This is a genomic window from Amycolatopsis sp. CB00013, from assembly GCF_001905755.1.
GTDB lineage: Bacteria > Actinomycetota > Actinomycetes > Mycobacteriales > Pseudonocardiaceae > Amycolatopsis > Amycolatopsis japonica.
The window spans coordinates 167,884-189,378 of the sequence record NZ_LIWC01000006.1 but is presented as its reverse complement, the minus strand read 5'-3'; the positions used below and the strand labels follow the sequence as shown (position 1 = coordinate 189,378).

The following is a 21,495-nucleotide window of genomic DNA, read 5'->3' as shown; positions in this document are numbered from 1 at the left end:
CCAGAGGACGAAACGCGGCTAGCGGAAGGCGGCCAGATGCGTCCGGGCCCAGGTCGCGAACGGTCGTGGCTCCCGTCCGGTCAGATCCTGGACGGCACCCGTGACCTCGGAGTCGTCGAACTCGCCCTCGACGAAGAAGCGGAAGAAGGCGTCGACGTACTTCGCCGGCATCTCCGCACTCATCGTCACGCGGGCCTCGGCGTCCGAAAGCGGATCCAGGCGCAGCTCCCGCCGCAACAGTTCACTCAGGACACGGAGCCGGTCGGCGGGCCGGAGCGAACCCGGACCGGTGATGGCGTACGCCCGGCCTTCGTGTCCCGGCGTGGTCAGCGATTCCGCGGCGACGGCGGCGATGTCGTACGGATCGATCGTCGCCACCGGGACGTTCGCGAACGGCTCACGCACGACATCCCCCGCGCGAAGCTGCGCGACCCATTGGAGCGAATTCGACATGAACCCGCTCGGCCGCAGGAAGGTCCACGCCAGCTTCGAAGCACGCACCGCCGCCTCGGCCGCCATGTGCATCCCGGCGACGGCGTTGTCCGCGTGCCCGCCGACGACCGAACGGGACGACAGCAGCGTCACCTGCTCGACACCCGCGTCCCGCATCACCGCGAGCGCGCCGGGCATGTCCTCGTAGCCGCCGAGCAGGAAGACCGCCCGGACACCGTCCAGCGCGGGTTTCAGGCTCGTCGCCTCGTTGAGATCGCCCACCACCGCTTCGACGCCGTCCGGCAACGGCCGCGGTGTGCGGACCAGCGCTCGGACGGGATGCCCGCCGCGCGCCAGGATTCCGGTCAGTTCCGAGCCGACGTTGCCGCCTGCCCCGGTCACCAAGATCATTCGGTTCTCCCCAGTGCGGTGGCCGCCGTCACACCGGCGGCCGTCGACGGCAACCCTGCCAGGGAGATCAGGACGGCTCAAGGCGCCTTCGGCACCGCCGGGTACGGGACGAAGGTGCTCGTGTTCTCGTCGACGGTGAGCTGCTTGCCGATCGTCGGGAACGCGCGCTGCGAACAGGCCGGACGTTCGCAGACTTTGCAACCCATGCCGATCGGCGTCGCCGCCGCGCGGTCGTCGAGGTCGAGCCCGGTCGAGTAGATCAGCCGTTTCGCGTGCCGCAGTTCGCAGCCGAGGCCGACGGTGAACGTCTTGCCGGGGCTGCCGTAGCCGCCGATGTTGCGCGAAACCGTCCGCGCGACCCAGAAGTAGCTCTTGCCGTCGGGCAGGGTCGCGATCTGGGTGAGGATCTTGCCCGGCTGGGTGAACGCCTCGTAGATGTTCCACAGTGGACACGCGCCGCCGACGCGGGAGAAGTGGAAACCGGCCGCGGACTGGCGTTTCGACATGTTCCCCGCCCGGTCGACACGCACGAACGAGAACGGCACGCCGCGGTTCTTCGGCCGCTGCAACGTCGAGAGCCGGTGGCAGACCGTCTCGAAGCCGACCCCGAAGTGGTCGCACAGCCGCTCGATGTCGTAGCGGAAGCGTTCCGCGGTCGACAGGAACGGTCCATAGGGGAGGATCAGCGCGCCCGCGAAGTAGTTCGCGAGCCCGACCCTGGCCAGCGAACGCGCGGCGGGTCCGGAGAACGCCCACGAATCGGCGAGTTCGGTGATCAGGTCGTCGTATTCGAGCAAGGCGATCTGCGAAGCCATCCGGAACGCCTGCTGCCCGACGCGCAGGCTCGGCGCCAGCCGCAGCACCCGCGGCCCGGGTTCGTACCGGTGCTGTTCGCCGTTGGCCTCGTCGATGCCTTCGCTGGTGACGTCGACGCCGTAGCGCTGGATCAGCGTTTCCTTCAGCGCCGCGAGCACCTGGCCACGCTGCAGCGGGATGTCGTGCGCCATGCGTTCGGCGCGTTCGTCCAGCTCGGCGACGTAGTTCTCCCGCTCGTAGAAGAAATCGCGGACCTCTTCGTGCGGCAGGGCGGTGGCGGCGCTTCCATGCAGGCCCAGGCCGTTTTCGGTGGTCAGCGCGGCGGTGTTCTCGACGGCGTTGCGGTAGCTGCGGTGCAGTTTGACCAGTGCCTGGGCGATCGTCGGCAGGTTCGTGGCCAGGTCGTTGAGCTCGCTGTTCGTGACGTCCACGCCGAGGACCTCGTCGAGCAGCGCTTCCTTCACGTCCGCGACCAGGCGGGCGGTGTCGTTGTTCGCGAAGAACTCGGTGTCCACTCCGAACGCTTGCGTGATGCGAAGGAGCACCGGGACGGTCAGCGGCCGCGAGTTGTGCTCGATCTGGTTGAGGTAACTGGGTGAGATCTCCAGCACACGAGCCAGATCCGCTTGGCTCATCGACCGGCTTTCGCGCAGATGCCGCAGCTTCGCTCCGGCGAAGGTTTTGTCCACTGAGGCCTCTCTGTCCGCAAGGTTTCCGGGCCTGAACGATTCAGTGAACGGTCAAGCACGTGGATTTTCGCTCCGCTTGCGAACCTGCGATTCGCAACCTTTGCAAGATGCTACGGAAGCTTCGCAGAAATTGGCAAATTGGAGGCCTGGATCGGATTTCCCCAGTCATGTCAGGGTCGGATCAGGAAAGGCGATCACTCGCAAACTTCGCAACACCGGGAGAATCCGATGACTCAGCACGCGCAGCAGCTGGAGCAGGCGGCCGCCGAACTGGCCAAGCAGTGGGAGACCGACCCCCGCTGGGCGGGCGTGAAGCGGTCGTACTCCGCGGCTGACGTGGTCAAGCTGCGCGGCAGCGTGGTCGAGGAGCACACGCTCGCTCGCCGCGGCGCCGAGAAGCTGTGGGACCTCCTGCACAACGAGGACTACGTCCACTCGCTGGGCGCCCTGACCGGTAACCAGGCCGTGCAGCAGGTGCGCGCCGGCCTCAAGGCCATCTACCTGTCGGGCTGGCAGGTCGCCGCCGACGCCAACCTCTCCGGCCAGACCTACCCGGACCAGAGCCTCTACCCGGCCAACTCGGTGCCCGCCGTCGTCCGCCGCATCAACAACGCGCTGGGCCGCGCCGACCAGATCAACTGGGCCGAGGGCAACACCGACATCGACTGGTACGCCCCGATCGTCGCCGACGCCGAGGCCGGCTTCGGTGGCCCGCTCAACGCCTTCGAGCTGATGAAGGGCATGATCGCCGCCGGCGCCGCGGGTGTGCACTGGGAGGACCAGCTCGCTTCCGAGAAGAAGTGTGGTCACCTCGGTGGCAAGGTGCTCATCCCGACCAAGCAGCACGAGCGCACGCTGAACGCCGCCCGCCTCGCCGCGGACGTGCTGAACGTGCCGTCGCTGATCGTCGCCCGCACCGACGCGCAGGCCGCCACGCTGATCACCAGCGACGTCGACGAGCGTGACCGCAAGTACGTCACCGGCGAGCGCACCGCCGAGGGCTTCTACAACGTCACCAACGGCATCGACCCCTGCATCGACCGCGGTCTGGCCTACGCCGAGTACGCCGACCTGCTGTGGATGGAGACCTCCAAGCCGGACCTCGAGGTCGCCCGCCAGTTCGCCGAGGCGATCAAGGCCAAGTACCCGAACCAGATGCTGGCCTACAACTGCTCGCCGTCGTTCAACTGGAAGAAGCACCTGGACGACGCGACGATCGCGAAGTTCCAGCGCGAACTCGGCCACATGGGCTACAAATTCCAGTTCATCACCCTGGCCGGCTTCCACGCCCTGAACTACTCGATGTTCGACCTGGCGCACGGTTACGCCCGCGAGGGCATGACCGCCTACGTCGACCTGCAGGAGCGCGAGTTCGCTTCGGAGGACCGCGGTTACACCGCCACGAAGCACCAGCGCGAGGTCGGCACCGGCTGGTTCGACAACGTCGCGACCGCGCTGAACCCGGAGAGCTCGACCACCGCGCTCGCCGGTTCCACCGAGGCCGAGCAGTTCTGATCCCTCGCAAGTAGGTGCCAGGTGGCGGTCTCCGGACTCCCAGCGGAGACCGCCACCTCCCATCCCCTTCTATCTCTCGCGAAGCCCCAGCGGAGGCACACCATGGTTGAGAAGCTGAACTACCGGATCGACGTCTGCGGACCCGCCGGTGACCGGTTCGCCGAGATCCTCACCCCGGCCGCGCTGGACTTCGTGGCCAAACTGGACAACGCGTTCGCCGGCCGCCGCCGCGAACTGCTCGACGCGCGCCGTCTGCGCCGCGAGAAGCTGCAGTCCGGTGAGGAGCCGCTGGGCTTCCTGCCCGAGACGCACGCGATCCGCGACGACAGCAGCTGGTCGGTCGCGCCGTCCGCGCCCGGTCTCGAAGACCGCCGCGTCGAGATCACCGGACCGACCGATCGCAAGATGACGGTCAACGCGCTCAACTCCGGCGCGAAGGTCTGGCTCGCCGACTTCGAGGACGCGACCTCGCCGACCTGGCACAACGTGATCGACGGGCAGCTCAACCTGTTCGACGCGATCCGCCGCAACATCGACTTCACCACCGAGGCGGGCAAGCGCTACACGATCGGCGACGACCCCGCGACGATCGTCGCCCGCCCCCGCGGCTGGCACCTGGTGGAGAAGCACATCCGCATCGACGGCCGCCCCGTTTCGGCGAGCCTGGTCGACTTCGGCCTCTACTTCTTCCACAACGCGCGCCAGCTGCTGGCCCGCGGCAGCGGCCCGTACTTCTACCTGCCGAAGCTCGAGAACCACCTCGAAGCGCGGCTGTGGAACGACGTCTTCCTGCTGGCGCAACGGGAACTCGGCATCCCGCGCGGCACGATCCGGGCCACCGTGCTGATCGAGACGATCACCGCCGCGTTCGAGATGGAGGAGATCCTCTACGAACTGCGCGAGCACGTCGCCGGGCTGAACGCCGGCCGCTGGGACTACATCTTCAGCGTCATCAAGAACTTCTCCTCGCACGGCGCGGACTTCGTGCTCCCGGACCGCGCGCAGGTGACGATGACCGTCCCGTTCATGCGGGCCTACACCGAACTGCTGGTGCGCACCTGCCACAAGCGCGGGGCGCACGCCATCGGCGGCATGGCCGCGTTCATCCCGAGCAAGGACCCGGAGATCAACGCGACCGCGCTGGAGAAGGTCCGCCAGGACAAGGAACGCGAGGCGAACGACGGTTTCGACGGCTCGTGGGTCGCGCACCCCGGCCTCGTCCCGGTCTGCCGCGAGGTGTTCGACAACGTCCTCGGCGGCTGGCCGAACCAGCTCGGCAAGCTGCGTGAAGACGTCGTCGTGACGGCCGAGGATCTGCTCGACGTCGCCAGCGCGGGCGGCGAGGTCACCGAAGCCGGTGTCCGCGCCAACATCAACGTCGCGCTGCGCTACATCGACGCTTGGCTGCGCGGCACCGGCGCGGCGGCGATCCACAACCTGATGGAGGACGCCGCCACCGCCGAGATCGCGCGCTGCCAGGTGTGGCAGTGGATCCGCAACGGCACGAAGCTCGAAGACGGCACCGCGCTCACCCGCGAACTCGCCGTGTCCTATTTGGACGAAGAGCTGGCGTCGGTGCGGGCCGAACTGGGCGAGGACACCCGGCTCGGCGACGCCTACGAGATCTTCACCGAGACCGCGCTGGGCGAGAAGCTGCCGAGCTTCCTCACCACCGGTGCGTACGCGCGATACCTGACCACGCACTGATCGAGGCTCCGGCCGCCCCTACCTGACGCGGGGCGGCCGGGTTCCACACCGGTTTGGGACGGTGTGGCCCAACGGGTCCGGTGGCGGAGGCTCCCCGCCACCGGACCCGCTTCACGCGCGCGCTCTTCCGGTAGCGCTGTCGGGCGTGCGCCTCGCCGCGGGGACCCCGCTCACCCCCACACCGCAGTGGGCGGGGTCTCCGCGGCTTTCTCCGGCTTCAATCACGCGAGTTCCGCCTTCAATCACGCGTGATCCGACTCCGAGCACTCACGGGACCGGACGAATCGGTCACGGACCGCGAATAGGTAGGGGTACCTAGTGAAGCCCCCGTTGTTTCGGCGGCGGGTCGCGCGGATGCTCGGCGCCGGGTGGGAGTTCCGCCCGTTTCCCCGAGGAGCCACCATGAAGAAGCAGTTGAGAACGCTCTTGGCCGCGACCTTCGCCGTCCTCGCCGTCGCTCTCGCCGCCCCGGCGGTGTCCGCTTCGGCCGGGGTCTCGGTGCAGCCGGACTGTGTCCGGCCCTGCCATTTCTGATCTTCGCCACCTAGAGCAGCCCCGGGGGTCGCGCCCCTCGCGACCCGCGACGTTCGTGGAGGGGGATCCGGGTCCCCCGACGTCCCGGATTCCCCTCCGCCCCCGCATTAAGCCGGCGCTCATGTCGCGAAAGCCACTTTCAGGACATCAGACGTCGCGAAAGTGGCTTTCGCGACATGCCGTCGGCGACTGCCCCTGCCGACGTTGCGAAAGCCACTTTCGCAACCTTCAACGTTGCGAAAGTGGCTTTCACAACACGAAACCAGCACCGAACCCCCGCATTCAGAGGACTAAATGCGACCCGCCGCGTTTAGTCCTCTGAATGCGTCAGGTGCTCACGGCTCGAAGGCGTTGCCGGTGGCGATCTTCGGCCGCCCCAGTTCCACCGGCTCGGCGACGCGAGCCCGCCGATAGACCGCCACGGTCGCCTCGGCGATCCGGCCCCAGTCGAAGTCCGCCGCCAGCCGCGACTGCGCGGTCAGCGCCCGCCGGGCGGCGGCGACCTCGTCGTCCAGGACCGCCTCGACGGCGTCCCCGAGGGCGTCGACGTCGCCGGGGCTGAACGCCAGGCCGGTCTCGCCGTCGACGACGACCTCGCCGAGCCCACCCGCGGTCGAAGCCACGAGCGGCGCCTTCGCGGCGGCGGCCTCCAGCGCGACGATCCCGAACGGTTCGTACCGGCTGGGCAGCACGACGGCGTCGGCCGCGGCCAGCACGGCGCGCAGTTCGCGGTCGGACAGGTGCCCGACGAAGTCCACCGCGCGCCGGACGCGCAGCTTGCGGGCCTGGTCGACCAGTTCCTCCAGATGCCTGCCTTTGCCGGCGACGACCAGCCGCGTCCCCGGTTTGGCGCGGCGGATCCGGGGGAGCGCGGCGAGCAGATCCTGCACGCCCTTCTCCCATTCCAGCCGTCCGAAGTAGAGCAGCAGCGGCGCGCCGGAGGGGCTGTAGACCTCGCGCGCGTGCGCGACCTCCTCCGCGGGCACCTGCCAGGTGCGTTCCTCGATGCCGTTGTGGATCACGGTGACCGCGTCGCCGTCGACCTCGAACAGATGCGCCACCTCGCGGCGCATGGCCTGCGAGCAGGTGATCAGCGCGTCCGAGCGGTTCGCGAGCCACCACTCGACGGAGTGCACCTGCTGGTTCAGCGGATGCGAGAGCCAGCCGGAGTGCCGTCCGGCCTCGGTGGCGTGGATCGTGCCGACCAGCGGCACCCTGGCGGCCTCCGCGATCGCGATCGCGGGATGGGTGACCAGCCAGTCGTGCGCGTGCACGACGTCCGGCTGCCAGCCGCGCAGCAGGTCGGTGGCGGCGCGGACCATCGCGTGCCCCATGGCCAGCGTCCACGCGACGAGGTCCCGTTCGAAGGTCACGTGCATCGGGTCTTCGGCGACCCGGATGATCCGGACGCCCTCGACCACGCGATCGGTCCTCGGATGGGTCTCGGCGTCGGTGCCCGCCGTGTGACGGCACAGGACGACCACATCGTGCCCCTGCCGGGCGAGATGCCGGGCCAGGGCGTGGACGTGCCGTGCGAGTCCGCCGACGACCACGGGTGGGTACTCCCACGACAACATCAGCACGCGCATGGGTGGAGGTTACTCGTGAGTCGGTCGGCGCCGGGACGGGGCGATCACCCCCACAGGTGACACCGATCGAGGGCGACAGGGGCGGCGATCTTTGCCACCATCGGGTCGATGACGTCTTCCGTGAACGCGGCCGGACCGGCCTTCGAGACCGTCGAACCGGTGCTCTCGACGCCGTGGTCCGCGCAGGTCGGACCCGGCAACGCTCTGCCCGAGTACCCGCGTCCCCGGCTGGTCCGCGAACGCTGGCTGAACCTCAACGGCGTCTGGGAGTACGCGGGCAGCGGCGCGCCCCGCCGCGAGGGGTACGGCGAGCGGATCCTGGTGCCGTTCCCGCCGGAATCGGCGCTCTCCGGCATCGGACGGCGGGACGAAACCCTCTGGTATCGCAAGGTTTCCACGTCCCGCCCGGTTGGGACGGTCAGCGGGTGCTGCTCCACTTCGGCTCCGTCGACCAGTCCGCGACGGTGCGGGTCAACAACCAGGAGTGGCCGTCCACGAAGGCGGGTACACGGCCTTCAGCGCCGACATCACCGACGTCCTGCGCCCGTCGGGATCGCAGGAACTCACCGTCCGCGTGACGGATCGGACCGACGCCGCGACGCATCCCGTCGGCAAGCAGCGGAACGACCCGAAAGGGATCTTCTACACTGCCGCGTCGGGTATCTGGCAGACCGTCTGGCTGGAGCCGTTGCCGTCCGCGCATATCCGGGATCTCCCGCTGACCCCCGATCTCGATGGGGTGACGGTTGTGCCCAAGGTCACAGGCGGCGCCCGGGTGGAGCTGATCGTCAGCGAACCCGGCGGCGCGGAGGTGACACGCGTCGAAGGAGCCGTAGGGCAGCGGTTGCGGACAGGCTGGGCCTGCTCGTCTGGCAGGACATGCCCCTCGCTCACCGGACCTCGACCCGACCAGGCACGTCGTCGCGAACAGCGGGGTGAACTGCTGCTTCTCCCGGCCGGACACCGGCGCGGGTGACGTCTACGACGACCACACCTACGTCGGGCCGGGGAGCCCCGCGGTGAAGGACCACAGGGTGATCGTCGACGGCGAGTACGGCGGGCTCGGCCTCGTCGTCGACGGGCATCGCCGGCCGGGGGGAGCCCCAGGCCTACGAGATGACGCCGACCTCGGCACAGCTGACCAAGCGCTATGCCGAGGTCAGCGAGCACCTCGAACGGATCGTCGCCGGAACCGGCCTTTCCGGCGCGATCTACACGCAGACCACCGACGTCGAGAACGAGGTCAACGGCCTGCTCACCTACGACCGGCGGGTGGTGAAGGCGGACACGGAGTCCGTCGCCACCTGTAATCGTGCGGTCATCGAGACGGGTCAGTCCGGCTGAGCCTCCACAGGACCACCGGAGTCACGGACCCGGACGGGCACTCCGAGCAGCTGAGAAGGCAGCCGCCCGGAGTCGTGACCGGGGGTCATCCACACGTCGATCGTGGGTGCCCCCTCGGCCTCGCCCTGCCCGACCCCGACCACTCCGGGGACGTCGTCGAGCCACCGGGACGCCGTCACGAGGGCGGCATCGACATCGGATACGTCTTCGGCCACTACGGATGCACCCTGATCCCGAGCGAGGCCTCGACCAGCGCGATCCGGTTGACCACGGTGACCGCCGGCGAACCGGCGAACAACAGGCCGACCGCGTTCTCGTTGAGGTCCGCGACGAGGCTGCCGGAGTCGCCGCCCGCGGAGAAGGCCGTGGTCAGCAACTGCTGCGCGAACCTGGCCACCTTGCCGCCGCCGTAGTTGACGTCCACCGTCGCGTTGATGTTGGTGATCCGCCCGGTCGTCCAGTTCGTGGTCCGGCCGGTCTTCTGCACGACGGTGCCGACCGCGGGGGCGACGTTCGTGCCCTTGAGGTCGCCGACCCAGTAGATCCGCCGGTCGAGGTCGTGGAACTGGCCTTCGGCGATGGCGGCGTCGACGAAGTTCAATGGGACCGGCTGCCCGGGCTGGATGAACTTGATCGGCACGAACCGGCTGAGCCTGGCGATGACGTCCGCGGGCGCGGTGCCGCCGTCGAACGGTCCCGGCTGCAGGATCGGGTCGCCGATGGCGGCGGCGTTCGAGTTCGCCAGGACGTGGTTGTTGGACAGGATGTAGTACCTGGGCGGAACACCGGGCAGCGCGGTGGCGTCGTACACCGCGGTTCCGTAGGTGCCCGCGGTGATCTTGAAGTGACCGACGCTCACGCCACCGAAGGCCGGGCGGAACCGTTTCGCCAGCGTGAACGGGCCGACCTGTTGCTGTGCAAGCTCTTCGGGGCGGCTGAGCGACGGTGCCGACGGCTCGTCGAGCAGACCGGGCAGCCCGTTGCCCTTCGTCGCGGTGAGGCTGCGGCCCGCCTGGAGTACGCCGACCTCCTGCACGTCGGTGGGAACACCGGACACGGTCTGCGGGATGACGTCCTGTTTGCGGAGCAGGTCGCGGGGCAGTTTGGTCTCGACGAGAACCGTGAGAGCCTTCTCTTCGGTGTCCGTGCCTCCCGCCCATTTCGTACCGAGGGCGACACCCACGACGTTCTGGCGGGCGAACAGACTTTCTTCCTCGGCTGCCTGTACTTCGGCCAGTGACTGGAATTCCTTCGGGATCATGTTGCTTTCGATCATGTCGGCCACACTTTTCTGGTTGTCGGCGTTGACGAAGTGCGGGACTCCCGACGAAAGAGTCTTCTCCTCCTGCGGCGGGTGGCGCCATAGTGCAATCGGGTACGGCGCTTCACTATGAGACGTCAAGATTTCCCTTGTGCGGCAAGGGTTTGTTATCGCTCAACCGGACATCGCCCCGGCGTCGCCACCGTTGAGGGACTTTGGTCACCGATCCGCCGGAAAAGGAAACGGGCGGGCTCGCCGGATCACTCCGGTGAGCCCGCCCGTTCGCGAAAGGCGGGAATCAGCCGATCGTCGCGTCGATCGCCTTGGTGATCGTCTCGTCCTCGGGTTCGGTGCGTGGGCGGAATCGTCCCACCACTTCACCGGAAGGGGCGACGAGGAACTTCTCGAAGTTCCACTGGACGTCGCCGGCGGCGCCCTCCGCGTCGGCCGCCTTGGTCAGTTCGGCGTAGAGCGGGTGACGGCTTTCCCCGTTGACATCCAGCTTTTCGAACAGCGGGAACGAAACGCCGTACGTCGTCGAGCAGAAGGTCTGGATCTCCTCCGCGGTGCCCGGCTCCTGGCCCGCGAACTGGTTGCAGGGGAACCCGACGACGGAGAAACCCTTGTCCGCGTAGCGTTCCTGGAGCTTTTCCAGCCCGGTGTACTGCGGCGTCAGCCCGCATTTCGACGCCACGTTCACCACCAGCAGCGTCTTGCCTTCGAGCGCGCCGAGCGTCGTGTCCTCGCCCGCGAGCGTCTTCAGCGGGATGTCGTGGATCCCCATGGTGCCCCTTTCGTCATTTCCTCAGCAGATCACGCGCGTCGACGTGACCGAACGGTCCGTCGTCGCGCCGGAACGCGGCCGCGGTCTCCCGCGCGCGGTCGAGTGCTCCTTCCCGGAGCAACCCGGCGAGCGTGTCGAACCGTTCCGTGTGCACTTTCGCCCGCCGCCGCGCGTAGTCGGCGGCGGAGTCCTTGGTGACCATGAACGCCCAATCGCTCGAAAGCGCCAGCATCGCTTCGGCGACGGCCTGGTCGCGGACGGAGTCGCGTGTCGTCGTGTCCATTCCGGCGACGAGGTCGAGTATCCGGTCCTGCAGCGCGGTGTTGTCCCGCACCATGTCGGCGACCTGCTCGCCGTCCCAGACCCGCCAGTCCTTGCCAGACCCCCACGACGACGCCGGGAGGTCGACCTTCCCGCCGAGGTGACCGGCTTCGAGCGCGCCCTTGAGCGTCGTGACGCGGACGCCGGCCTCGGGCAGCGCGCGCAGGACGCCTTCGAGCCAGGCCGGGCCCTCGTGCCACCAGTGTCCGAACAGTTCCGTGTCGTACGCGGCGACGACGAGCGACTCGCGGCCGTGCTCGGCCTTGAGCGAACGCAGGCGGGCGACGACCGTGTCGACGAAGTCCTGGACGTGGCCGCCGAGGGTGGCCGTCGCCATCGCCGGGTCGTACGGCGCCTTGTCCGGCGGCTCGACGGTCTTGCCGGTCACCCGCGAGGGTTTCAGGCCGACCTCGTGCGCCCAGGTGTGGAAATCGCGATAGGCGGCATGGCCGGGATATCCGGCCTTCGGCGACCAGACGCGGTACGTGACTTCGAGATCGCGGCCGAAGCACACGACGTCGGAATCGCCGACCGTCCGCGCCGCCGAGGTGTCACCGTGCAGGGAAGGCCCGTCGACCATGAACCGCTGGACACCCGCGGCGGCGTATCCGGTTTCCATGCCGGGCGCGTAGCCGCATTCGGGCGCCCAAATGCCTTCGGGACGCCGTCCGATCCGCAGCGCGGTGTCGGCCAGACCGCCCCGCAGCATGAAGTCGCGGACCGCCGGGTCGAGCAGCGGCTGGAACGGATGCGCCAGCGGCCCGCCGAGCAGTTCGATCGTCCCGTTGTCCACAAAGGACCGGAGGATCGGGGAGAAGCCGTGACGCCAGCGGGTTTCGAGCTCTTCCGAGGCCTTGAGCGCTGTCCGGTACTCGCTCGCCGCGAGGTCGCGCAGCAGCGGGGCGCCGCGCCACAGCGTGGACGCGTGCCAGGAGCGCAGCTGCCAGTGGCCGAGCCAGTCGTGGAAGGCGTCGATGCAGTACGGGTCGTCGAGCTGGGCGGCGAGGATCGGCGTCATCCCGAGGGTGAGGACGTCTTCGCGGCCCTCGTCGGCGAAGCGGCGCAGGAGATCGACCATCGGCAGGTAGGAATGCGCCCATGCCTGGTAGAGCCATTCCTCGCCGACCGGCCAGGATCCGTGATGCGGCAGCCACGGCAGGTGGCTGTGCACGACGAGGCAGAACGTGCCCTCGTAGTCGCTCATCGGCGCACCGCCACGGCGACCAGGTCGAGGCTGGCGTCGAGGTCTTCGCCGTGGACCGCGAAGTCCGCGGCCTGGATGCCTTCGACGTCGGCCAGCAGTTCCGCGGGCCAGGTCGCCTGTCCCGGCAGCTGCCCCATGACGACGTCGAGCTGGGCGTCGATGATCGAACCGCCGTACTTGGCGTCGAGCCTCGCGACGCCCTCGCCGTGGTGGAGCCCGTGCAGCGTCTCGACCTCGAAACCGGCGTCACGCAGCAATCCGTCCAATTCGGACGGTGCGAGCTCCCTGGTGTGGAATGGGTTGAGCGGGGTGTCGCTGTCCGGGGTGAAGGTCAGCCGGTTGGGCGTGGTGACGATCAGCCGTCCGCCGGGGGAGAGCACGCGGCGGCATTCGGCGAGGAAGGCGCCCTGGTCCCAGAGATGCTCGATCACCTGGAAGTTGGCGACGACGTCGACCGAGGCGTCCCGTAGCGGCAGGAACACCAGGTTCGCCCTGGCCACGCCGATGCCGGGGTAGCGGCGGGCGACGTGCTCGGTGGTGGGGCCGTCGTAGTCGAGGGCGAGCACCCGCTCGGTCACGGTGGCGATGAGCCCGGCGCCGTAGCCCTCGCCGCAGCCTGCCTCCAGCACCGTCTTGCCCTCACACAGTGGCAGGAGCTTTTGATACGCGGCCTCGTGGCGGCGGTACCAATAGTTTTCCTCGGCGATGCCCGGCACGGTGCGTTCACCGGTGAGGTGCAGCGCTTCGGCCCTGGTGGCTGGGGTGGTCACGCCGCGACCCTACCGGCCGGTCACTTCGGCCCGCGTGTCACGTTTCGCGGCGCCACGCAGTCCAGGAGGTATGCAACGGACATTCACCCGCGTACTGCTCGTCGTCTTCGGCCTCATCGAACTGCCCGTCGGGCTGTGGCCGCTGTTCAGCCCGGAGGGCTTCTACCGGGACTTCCCGGGGTTCCGCACCGGCTGGGTGGCGATGGACGGCCCCTTCAACGAACACCTGATCCAGGACTTCGGCGGCCTCAACCTGGCGCTTTCCGCGATCCTGATCGGCGCCGCCGTGATCGGGACGACCGCCGTGGCCAGGTTGGCGGCGCTCGCCACCTTCTGCTTCGGGTTGCCGCATTTCCTCTACCACCTGGGCCACGTCTCGCATTTCGAGCCGGTGGACCAGGTGCTGATCATTGTGACGACGGCGCTGGGCGCGGTGCTCCCGGTGGTGCTGGCGCTGATCCCTTCGAAGCGGACTACACCGGCGACACCGTGATGCCGATGGCGCCAGGCCCGAGGTGGGCGCCGAGGATCATGCTGGCGTCCACCAGGGTGCTGTCGACCATATGCGGCAGCCGTGCCCGCAGCCGCCCGCCGATCTCGAGGTCGCGTTCGTCCGGGCCGAACCGGGTGATGGCGACCTCGACGTCCCGGTCGCCCGCGCATTCCACCGCGAGGTCGACGAGTTTGTTGAGCGCCCGCCGCTGACCCGGCACCCGGGTCAGCGGGGCGACCTCGCCGTTCTTCAGCGTCAGCAGGGGTTTGATCGAGAACGCGGAGCCGAGGAACGCCTGCGCCGCGCCGATCCGGCCGCCGCGGCGCAGGAACTCCAGCGTGTCGACGTAGAGGATCTCCCGGCTGCCGCGGAAGCGGCGTTCGGCCGCGTCGATGACGCGGGTGGCCTGCCCGCCGGCGGCGGCGACCTTGGCCGCCGAGGTCGCCGCGAAACCGAGGCTCATCCCGGTGGTCCCGCTGTCGAGGACGTGCACCGGGATGTTCACCTGCTGGGCGGCCTCGCGGGCGGCGTTCACCGTCTCCGACATCCGTCCCGAGATGTGGACGCTCACGATCGCGGAGGCGCCCTTGCTCGCGGCGTCCTGGAACGCCCAGAAGAACGCGGCGACCTCGGGCGGCGCCGTCTTCACCGGCGTCCCCGCCCGCAGATGGCCGATGATCTCCTCGCGGTCGTAGCGATTCTCCTCGTCGAACTGCTCTCCGACCTGCAGTTGGACCTGAACGACGCCGATTCCCCAGCGTTCGGCGACCGGGGCGGGAAGGCAGGCGGTCGAGTCCGTGATCACGGCGACAGGGCCGGGCATGGAACGCATGGTGGGGCAGGTTATCCCTTCACCATCTCCGGGAGTACCCCGGAATACGGCCGTTCGGGTTAGTCGGCCGGTTACACTCACTTCCGGGTGAATTACCTGGACGATGGTCCCACTAAAACGTGCATCCAGGTGAATGAGGTCACCTCGGCGGGCCGCGGCGCTGAAATGGCCCTAATCTACCGGCCAGTAGAGCTGTTGCCCCGTGGCCGACGCCGGCCACTAACGGGAGGTCGAAGTAGACCCATGACGAACATCGTTGTCCTGGTCAAGCAGGTACCGGACACCTACTCGGAGCGGAAGCTCTCCGGTGCCGACAACACTCTTGACCGCGAATCCGCCGACGCCGTGCTCGACGAGATCAACGAGAAGGCCGTCGAAGAAGCACTGAAGATCAAGGAAGCCGGCGAGGGCGAGGTCACCGTCGTCTCGGTGGGTCCCGACCGCGCGACCGACGCGATCCGCAAGGCGCTGTCCATGGGCGCCGACAAGGCCATCCACGTCTCCGACGCGGCCCTTCACGGCTCCGACGCGATCGCCACCGCCAAGGTGCTGGCCGCCGCGATCTCGAAGGTCGAAGGCTTCGACCTGGTCATCACCGGTAACGAGGCCTCCGACGGCCGCGGTGGCGCCGTGCCGGCGATCATCGCTGAGCTGCTCGGCCTGCCGCAGCTGACCCACGTGAACGAGCTGACCGTCGATGGCACCTCGATCAAGGCCGACCGCTACACCGAGGACGGCGTCACGCACCTCGAGGCGAACCTGCCCGCGGTGGTGAGCGTCGGCGAGAAGATCAACGAGCCGCGCTACCCCTCCTTCAAGGGCATCATGGCCGCCAAGAAGAAGCCGGTCGAGACGCTGACCGTCGCGGACCTGGGCGTCGACGCGGCCGAGGTCGGCCTCGGCAACGCGTGGTCGTCCGTGCTCGAAGCCTCCCCGAAGCCGCCGCGCACCGCCGGTGAGCGCGTCGAGGACGAGGGTGACGGCGGCAGCAAGGTGGCCGCCTACCTGGTCGCGCAGAAGCTCATCTGAGACAGGTTTCGAGGAGGAATAGGGAAATGGCTGAAGTACTCGTCCTCGTCGACCACGTCGACGGTGAAGTCAAGAAGGTCACGCTCGAGCTGCTGACCGCCGCTCGTGAACTGGGTGAGCCGTCCGCGGTCGTCGTCGGCCCGACCGGCACCGCCGCCAAGGCGAAGGAAGCCCTCGCCGCGCACGGCGCCGCCAAGGTGTACGTCGCCGAGGGCGACAACGCCACCGGCTTCCTGGTCACCCCGAAGGTGGACGTCCTCGCCGCGCTCGCGGAGCGGACCTCCCCGGCCGCCGTGCTCGTCGCGGCCAGCGCCGAGGGCAAGGAGGTGTCCGCCCGGGTCGCGGTCCGCCTCGGCTCCGGTCTGCTGTACGACGCCGTCGGCGTGAACGGCGACGGCAGCGTCGACCAGTCCATCTTCGGTGGCGCGTTCTCCGTGAAGTCCAAGTCCACCAAGGGTGTCCCGGTCATCTCGGTCCGCCCGGGCGCGGTCGAGGCGGCCCCGGCCGAAGGTGCGGCCGCCGAGGAGACCGTCGAGGTCCCCGCGGGCGACCCGGCGAAGTCCGCCAAGATCACCGGCGTCGAGCCGATCGTCGGCGGCGACCGGCCGGAGCTGACCGAGGCCTCGGTCGTCGTCTCCGGTGGCCGCGGTGTCGGCTCGGCCGACAAGTTCGACGTCGTCGAGGCGCTCGCCGACTCGCTCGGTGCCGCCGTCGGTGCTTCCCGCGCCGCCGTCGACTCGGGCTACTACCCGGCGCAGTTCCAGGTCGGCCAGACCGGTAAGACGGTCTCGCCGCAGCTGTACATCGCGCTGGGCATCTCCGGCGCGATCCAGCACCGCGCCGGTATGCAGACCTCGAAGACCATCATCGCGGTCAACAAGGACGCCGAAGCGCCGATCTTCGAGATCGCCGACTTCGGTGTGGTGGGCGACCTGTTCAACGTCGCGCCGCAGCTGACCGAAGAGGTCCAGAAGCGCAAGGGCTGAGTCCTTCGTTCGAAGAGGGGCCGTCCGGGATTTATTTCCCGGGCGGCCCCTTTTCCGTGACCGGGAAGTGACTTCCCACCCTGAGAGAAGCCTGAGAACCCGCAATTAACGGAACGTGCACTAATCGGCCATCGGGCGCATTGTCGTTGGTACCCCTCCAGGGGTAGACCTGGGTCATGACGACGTCACAGCTCCTCGTCAGTACTGACCAGGCAGGTGTCGAACTCCCGGCCGACGCGCCGCGTTACTCCCTTCTCGTGGCGAACGGAAACGAAGAAGTCGTCGCCGCGCAACGCCTCCGCCATCGGGTGTTCGCCGAGGAAATGGGAGCGACGCTCAATTCCCTCGAACCCGGCCTCGACGTCGACTACTTCGACGAGTTCTGCGATCACCTCGTGGTGCGCGACGACAACACCGGCGAGATCGTGGGCACGTACCGGATGTTGCCGCCCGATCGGGCCGCGCGGGCGGGAAAGCTGTATTCCGACAGCGAATTCGATCTCACCGCGCTCGATTCCCTGCGCCCTTCGCTGGTCGAGACGGGCCGTTCGTGCGTGCACCCCGACCACCGCAGCGGCGCCGTGGTGAGCCTCGTGTGGGCGGGGATCGGGCGCTACATGCTGCTGGCCGGGCACCGGTATCTCGCGGGCTGCGCGTCCGTGCCGCTGACCGACGGCGGGATCTACGCGGCGGGCGTCTGGGATGTCCTGCGCGCCAAGCACTACGCGGATGAATCCCTTCGGGTGACGCCGCTGAACCCGTGGCCGAACGAGACGATCGAGCGGCCCTCGCGTGCGATCCTTCCGCCGCTCATCAAGGGCTACACCCGCCTCGGGGCGAAGATCTACGGGCCGCCCGCGCTCGACGCGGATTTCGGTGTCGCGGACTTCTTCGTCCTGCTGGATCTGCACAACGTCGACGAGCGGTACCTCAAGTTCTTCCTGGGAGAGCAGGGATGAGTCACGCCTGGATGCCGAAATCGCCGTGCGGCGACGGCTGCCTGACCGAAGGGGCGCCGACGGTGGCGTTCGGCCGGCGGGTCCTGCGCTTCACCGCGGCGATCGGCGTCATCTTCGGTGCCTTCCTCAGCGCGCCGCTGGTGCTCGTGCTGCGCGGCAAGCCCCGGGAACGGTTGGTGCGCCTGCTTTTCGCGGGGATCCTTCGCTCGTTCGGGGTGAAGCTGCGCGTGCTCGGCGACGAGCGGTTCCGCGCCGTGCCCGGCCGTGGCGCGCTCGTGGTGAACAACCACATCTCGTGGCTGGACATCATCGCGGTCAACGCCGTCCAGCCGATGCGGGCGCTCGCGAAGAAGGAGGTCGGCGCCTGGCCGGTGCTCGGCCTGCTGGTGCGCCGCGGCGGCAGCATCTTCCTCGACCGGGAGAACCTGCGGAGCCTTCCCGCGACGATGGACGAACTCGCCGGCGCCCTGCGCGGCGGATCGCTCGTCAGCGTGACCCCGGAAGGCACCACCTGGTGCGGTCTCGGCTCCGGCCGGTTCCGCCCGGCGACCTTCCAGGCCGCGATCGACGGCGGTGTCCCGGTGCGGCCGCTCGCGTTGCGGTTCCGGCTCGCCGACGGGCGGGAGACGACGCAGCCGGCGTTCATCGGGCCGGAGTCGCTCATCGCTTCACTGCGGCGGGTCGCGGCTCTGCGCGGTCTGGTGCTGGAGGTGCACGTGTGCCCGGAGATCGCGCCGGGCCGCGCTTCGGACCGGCGGGAACTGGCCGCGCTGGCGGAATCCGCCGTGCAGGCGGCTCTCGGCCGGGTGCAGATCCCGGCTCAACGGCGCCGCCGCCCGGTGGCCTCCGCTCCGGTCGTCGCTCCCGCTCCGGCCGCGCCTTCGACGCCCTCCGCTCCCGAGGCGGTCTCGCAGTAACTCCCGGATGTGTCATGAAAGGGTCGTTCAGGACGTTTTCCGTCCTGAACGACCCTTTCATGACATCCGCCACGGGTTGTGCGACCGCGGTGGCAGCTGTGGCTTTGGTCGAGGTGGTCGTGAGTGGCGTTTCGGGTTCTAACCCGAAACGCCACTCACGACCACCGGGTCGGGCACCTGAAGTACATGAAGGCCCCCTTCCTTGCGCTAGACGCAGTGAAGGGGGCCTTCATGTACTTGGAGAGAGTGTGAAGGCCCCCCATCACTACCTTCAAGGTAGGAGGTACCTAAGGCACCCTTCGCCCTAACCCGAAACGCCACTCACGACCACCTGTACCGATCGGCCGCACTCGCGTGATCGAAGCCGTAACTCGCGTGCTCAGCGGCGGAACTCACGTGTGCGGCTTCCAATCACGGGAGTCGCGTCCCTGATCACGCGAGTCACGCCTTCACGCACGCCGCGCAGTCACTCGCGACCCGGTCGCGAAAGTCCCTCTCAGCACCTCACGCGCGCTAGGAAAGGTCCTTTCCTTGCAAATTTCGCAAGGAAAGGTCCTTTCCTGGCATCCGGGGTTGACACAGCCCCGCATCACTCCAGCGTCAGCGTGATCTTCCCGCCCGCGTGCCCGGTCGCGCTTTCCCGGTGCGCCGAGGCGGCATCGGCGAGCGCGTAACTCGACCCCAGCTTCAGCTTCAGACCCCGCGCGACCAGATCCTCAAGAACCGCTTGAGTTTCCGAGCCGCCCGCCGAGAACTTCAGTCCCTGCTCGTAAGCCGCCGGGTCCGCGATGGTGATCAGCCGGTCGGGTGAGCCGAGCAGTTCGACGGAATCACCCAGGACGCTGTAACCGGCGGCGTCGAACACCGCGTCGACGCCGTCCGGCGCGGCCGAGCGGACCCGCGAGAGCCAGCCGTCGCCGTACTGGACGGGCACCGCGCCGAGCGCCTTCACCTCGTCCAGTGACGAGGCCCCGGCGAGCCCGATGACCGTGGCGCCCAGCGCGACGGCGGCCTGCGTCGCGATCCGGCCGACCTGGCCGCTCGCGCCGTGGATCACCACGGTCTCGTCCGGCTTGACCTCGAGTTCGCCCAGTACCCGCAACGCGGTTTCCCCGGCGATGGGCAGCGCGGCTGCTTCGGCCCACGAAAGCCCGGCCGGTTTGCGGATGACCGTGCTCGCCAGCGCGTACTCCGCGTACGTGCCGGTCTCCGACCAGCCGAAGACCTCGTCCCCGACGGCGAAATCGGCGCCTTCGCCCACCGCGTCCACCACGCCCGACAGTTCCAGGCCGAGGATGTGCGGGAAGTCGACGGGCCGGACCTCGGCCATCGCGCCGGACCGGATCTTCCAGTCGATCGGGTTGATGCCGGCGGCCTTGACCGCCACCCGCACCTGGCCAGGGCCGGGCTCCGGCAGCGGCGCGTCGGTGAGCCGCAGGACGTCCGGTTCGCCGTACTGGGTGATGGTGATCGCTCGCATGTTCACTCCTGTTCGGATTTTCTTCGCTGCGATCAGTCAACCGGCGCTCCGACCCCGCCCGAACCAGTCGGACGAGCAGTGTTCACTAGCCGGGAGAGCAGCGTCCCCGAGCCGGGCCGCGCCTACTGTGGAGCCATGGATCCGCTGCACGTGCTGAGCCAGGTCGAGTACATGCTCGCCGCTCCGCGCCCCGAACTCCTGCCGCGTTTCTCGGCGACGGCCGCGACCGTCCTGCCGCATCGCGCCGCCGCGATGGAGACCGGCGACTGCTCGCGTCTGCCCATCAAGGTCGACGGCGACCCGGCGATCACCGGCGCGGTCACGAGCGCCGAACTGCGGCGGCTCGCCGCGCTCGGCATTCCGGGTCAGGCCGTGGTGGCCGAAGAGACGCTCGGCGGGAAGCGCCGGAAACTCGTCGTCCTGACCTCGGCGCCGGTGATCGGCAAGGGCGCGATGATCGCGCTCGTCCCCACCGAGGACGAGCCCGCCGACGCCGCGCTGGAGATCGTCGCCAAGCTGTGGGACATCGTCAGCGTGAACGCCGCCCAGCGCGCCACCGACCCCGAACCCGCCGTCCTGGAGAGCAACATCGCGGCGGCGACCGCGCGGGCGCGGGCGATCACCGATCTGGGGCAGACCCACGCCACCACCCTGACGTCGCTGCTTTCGGTGCTGCGGTCCCGCAGGCTCGGCGACGCCGCCGCCCGGCAGACCGCGACCGACCTCGCCGCGGCCGCACTGGTCGAACTGCGCTCGATCGCCGACCGCGACCAGGAGCTCTCGGCCGAACCGGCGTCGGAGGCGTTCGGCACCCTCGTCGCGCAGCTGGATCCCTTGGTGCGCCACAACGACGTGACCGTCGACCTCGCCGGACCCGACGACGAACGGCCGCTCCCGCAGGACATCGCGCACACCGCCCGCACGGTCTCGCGCGGTCTGGTGCTCGCCGCGCTCGAGCGGGGCAGCACCCGGGTCCGGGCGTCCTGGCGGATCGACGGGCAGGACCTCCGCGTCACCGTGCGGGACGACGGCCCGGAGGTCGCCCGCGCCGTCCCCGCCGCCGGCCTCACCGAGCGGATCACGCCGCTCGGCGGCCGCTGGGAGGTCGACGCCGTCCCGGACTGGGGCGCCACGATCACCGCCGTCCTGCCGCTGGGCGTGCGGGAAACGCCGGAACTGCGCCCGCTGGACCGGCTGAACCCGCGTGAACTCGAAGTCCTCGCCGGGATCGCGCGCGGGAAGCGGAACCGGCAGATCGCCGACGAGCTGGCGCTGACCGAGCACACGGTGAAGTTCCACGTGCGGAAGATCCTCGGGAAGCTGGAAGTCAGCTCGCGCGGTGAGGCCGCCGTGCTCGCGCGTGAGCTGCGCCTGGAGTCCGTCGGCGCTTGACCTCCACCGAACTGGAGGTTGCAGGCTCGT

19 protein-coding genes and 1 pseudogene are annotated in these 21,495 nt (G+C 69.0%); 10 read left to right on the top strand and 10 right to left on the bottom strand.

Annotated elements, in window-relative coordinates:
- Nucleotides 1-18: 18 nt before the first annotated feature.
- On the bottom strand, nucleotides 19-843 hold the full coding sequence (locus AMK34_RS34265) for an NAD(P)H-binding protein (protein WP_073848130.1): 825 nt from the start codon (nucleotides 841-843) through the stop codon (nucleotides 19-21).
- Nucleotides 844-920: 77 nt separating this feature from the next.
- The gene (locus AMK34_RS34260) at nucleotides 921-2,348 is read right to left on the bottom strand and encodes a short-chain fatty acyl-CoA regulator family protein (RefSeq protein WP_037341856.1); all 1,428 of its coding nucleotides are present in this window, start codon (nucleotides 2,346-2,348) and stop codon (nucleotides 921-923) included.
- A 228-nt stretch (nucleotides 2,349-2,576) separates the two neighbouring features.
- Between AMK34_RS34260 and aceA the strand changes: the two genes are divergently transcribed.
- The 3 genes from aceA to AMK34_RS43800 all read left to right on the top strand — a co-directional run bounded on the left by aceA (nucleotide 2,577) and on the right by AMK34_RS43800 (nucleotide 6,104).
- Nucleotides 2,577-3,863, top strand: a complete 1,287-nt coding sequence (gene aceA / locus AMK34_RS34255) for an isocitrate lyase (protein ID WP_007031644.1) — start codon at nucleotides 2,577-2,579, stop codon at nucleotides 3,861-3,863.
- A gap of 102 nt (nucleotides 3,864-3,965) precedes the next feature.
- Nucleotides 3,966-5,570: a malate synthase A gene (gene aceB / locus AMK34_RS34250; RefSeq protein WP_073848129.1), complete on the top strand. Its 1,605-nt coding sequence runs from the start codon at nucleotides 3,966-3,968 to the stop codon at nucleotides 5,568-5,570.
- 402 nt (nucleotides 5,571-5,972) lie between these two features.
- Nucleotides 5,973-6,104, top strand: coding sequence for a hypothetical protein (locus AMK34_RS43800; RefSeq protein ID WP_255431241.1), 132 nt, complete (start codon nucleotides 5,973-5,975; stop codon nucleotides 6,102-6,104).
- A gap of 335 nt (nucleotides 6,105-6,439) precedes the next feature.
- Here AMK34_RS43800 and AMK34_RS34240 read toward each other — a convergent pair whose 3' ends face one another.
- Nucleotides 6,440-7,693: a glycosyltransferase family 4 protein gene (locus AMK34_RS34240; protein WP_038509310.1), complete on the bottom strand. Its 1,254-nt coding sequence runs from the start codon at nucleotides 7,691-7,693 to the stop codon at nucleotides 6,440-6,442.
- 108 nt (nucleotides 7,694-7,801) lie between these two features.
- Here AMK34_RS34240 and AMK34_RS34235 point away from each other — a divergent pair.
- A pseudogene (locus tag AMK34_RS34235) lies at nucleotides 7,802-9,037 on the top strand (sugar-binding domain-containing protein).
- On the opposite strand, the gene AMK34_RS34230 reads toward AMK34_RS34235, so the two are convergent.
- The 5 genes from AMK34_RS34230 to AMK34_RS34210 all read right to left on the bottom strand — a co-directional run bounded on the left by AMK34_RS34230 (nucleotide 9,025) and on the right by AMK34_RS34210 (nucleotide 13,377).
- On the bottom strand, nucleotides 9,025-9,252 hold the full coding sequence (locus AMK34_RS34230; protein WP_073848128.1) for a hypothetical protein: 228 nt from the start codon (nucleotides 9,250-9,252) through the stop codon (nucleotides 9,025-9,027). The pseudogene AMK34_RS34235 and the gene AMK34_RS34230 overlap by 13 nt on opposite strands.
- Nucleotides 9,252-10,313 carry a hypothetical protein gene (locus AMK34_RS34225; protein ID WP_073848404.1) on the bottom strand — a complete coding sequence of 354 codons (1,062 nt, stop codon included), beginning with the start codon at nucleotides 10,311-10,313 and terminating at the stop codon, nucleotides 9,252-9,254. The genes AMK34_RS34230 and AMK34_RS34225 overlap by 1 nt, the downstream gene beginning before the upstream one ends.
- A gap of 283 nt (nucleotides 10,314-10,596) precedes the next feature.
- Nucleotides 10,597-11,082, bottom strand: coding sequence for a glutathione peroxidase (locus tag AMK34_RS34220; protein ID WP_063277513.1), 486 nt, complete (start codon nucleotides 11,080-11,082; stop codon nucleotides 10,597-10,599).
- A gap of 13 nt (nucleotides 11,083-11,095) precedes the next feature.
- Nucleotides 11,096-12,607: a 1,4-alpha-glucan branching protein domain-containing protein gene (locus tag AMK34_RS34215; protein WP_073848127.1), complete on the bottom strand. Its 1,512-nt coding sequence runs from the start codon at nucleotides 12,605-12,607 to the stop codon at nucleotides 11,096-11,098.
- A complete protein-coding gene (locus AMK34_RS34210; RefSeq protein ID WP_073848126.1) occupies nucleotides 12,604-13,377 on the bottom strand; it encodes a class I SAM-dependent methyltransferase in 774 nt (257 codons plus the stop codon). Before AMK34_RS34210 ends, AMK34_RS34215 begins: the two co-directional genes overlap by 4 nt.
- A 70-nt stretch (nucleotides 13,378-13,447) precedes the next feature.
- Here AMK34_RS34210 and AMK34_RS34205 point away from each other — a divergent pair, with 70 nt between their 5' ends.
- Nucleotides 13,448-13,870 (top strand): hypothetical protein, encoded by a 423-nt coding sequence (locus AMK34_RS34205; RefSeq protein WP_037341876.1) that lies wholly within the window; start codon nucleotides 13,448-13,450, stop codon nucleotides 13,868-13,870.
- Here AMK34_RS34205 and AMK34_RS34200 read toward each other — a convergent pair.
- Nucleotides 13,851-14,702 carry a DegV family protein gene (locus tag AMK34_RS34200; protein ID WP_083650086.1) on the bottom strand — a complete coding sequence of 284 codons (852 nt, stop codon included), beginning with the start codon at nucleotides 14,700-14,702 and terminating at the stop codon, nucleotides 13,851-13,853. The two genes, AMK34_RS34205 and AMK34_RS34200, sit on opposite strands and share 20 nt — an antisense overlap.
- Nucleotides 14,703-14,945: 243 nt before the next feature.
- On the opposite strand from AMK34_RS34200, the gene AMK34_RS34195 reads away from it, so the two are divergent.
- The 4 genes from AMK34_RS34195 (at nucleotide 14,946) to AMK34_RS34180 (ending at nucleotide 18,593) form a co-directional block, all read left to right on the top strand.
- Complete coding sequence (locus tag AMK34_RS34195; protein WP_038509322.1) at nucleotides 14,946-15,731, top strand: electron transfer flavoprotein subunit beta/FixA family protein; 786 nt, start codon at nucleotides 14,946-14,948, stop codon at nucleotides 15,729-15,731.
- A gap of 26 nt (nucleotides 15,732-15,757) precedes the next feature.
- A complete protein-coding gene (locus AMK34_RS34190; RefSeq protein WP_037341881.1) occupies nucleotides 15,758-16,717 on the top strand; it encodes an electron transfer flavoprotein subunit alpha/FixB family protein in 960 nt (319 codons plus the stop codon).
- 176 nt (nucleotides 16,718-16,893) lie between these two features.
- On the top strand, nucleotides 16,894-17,676 hold the full coding sequence (locus tag AMK34_RS34185; protein WP_073848125.1) for a GNAT family N-acetyltransferase: 783 nt from the start codon (nucleotides 16,894-16,896) through the stop codon (nucleotides 17,674-17,676).
- Nucleotides 17,673-18,593 (top strand): lysophospholipid acyltransferase family protein, encoded by a 921-nt coding sequence (locus tag AMK34_RS34180; protein ID WP_073848124.1) that lies wholly within the window; start codon nucleotides 17,673-17,675, stop codon nucleotides 18,591-18,593. Before AMK34_RS34185 ends, AMK34_RS34180 begins: the two co-directional genes overlap by 4 nt.
- A 589-nt stretch (nucleotides 18,594-19,182) precedes the next feature.
- Here AMK34_RS34180 and AMK34_RS34175 read toward each other — a convergent pair.
- Nucleotides 19,183-20,073 (bottom strand): NADP-dependent oxidoreductase, encoded by an 891-nt coding sequence (locus tag AMK34_RS34175; RefSeq protein WP_073848403.1) that lies wholly within the window; start codon nucleotides 20,071-20,073, stop codon nucleotides 19,183-19,185.
- Nucleotides 20,074-20,208: 135 nt separating this feature from the next.
- On the opposite strand from AMK34_RS34175, the gene AMK34_RS34170 reads away from it, so the two are divergent.
- On the top strand, nucleotides 20,209-21,465 hold the full coding sequence (locus AMK34_RS34170) for a helix-turn-helix transcriptional regulator (RefSeq protein ID WP_073848123.1): 1,257 nt from the start codon (nucleotides 20,209-20,211) through the stop codon (nucleotides 21,463-21,465).
- Nucleotides 21,466-21,495 lie beyond the last annotated feature (30 nt).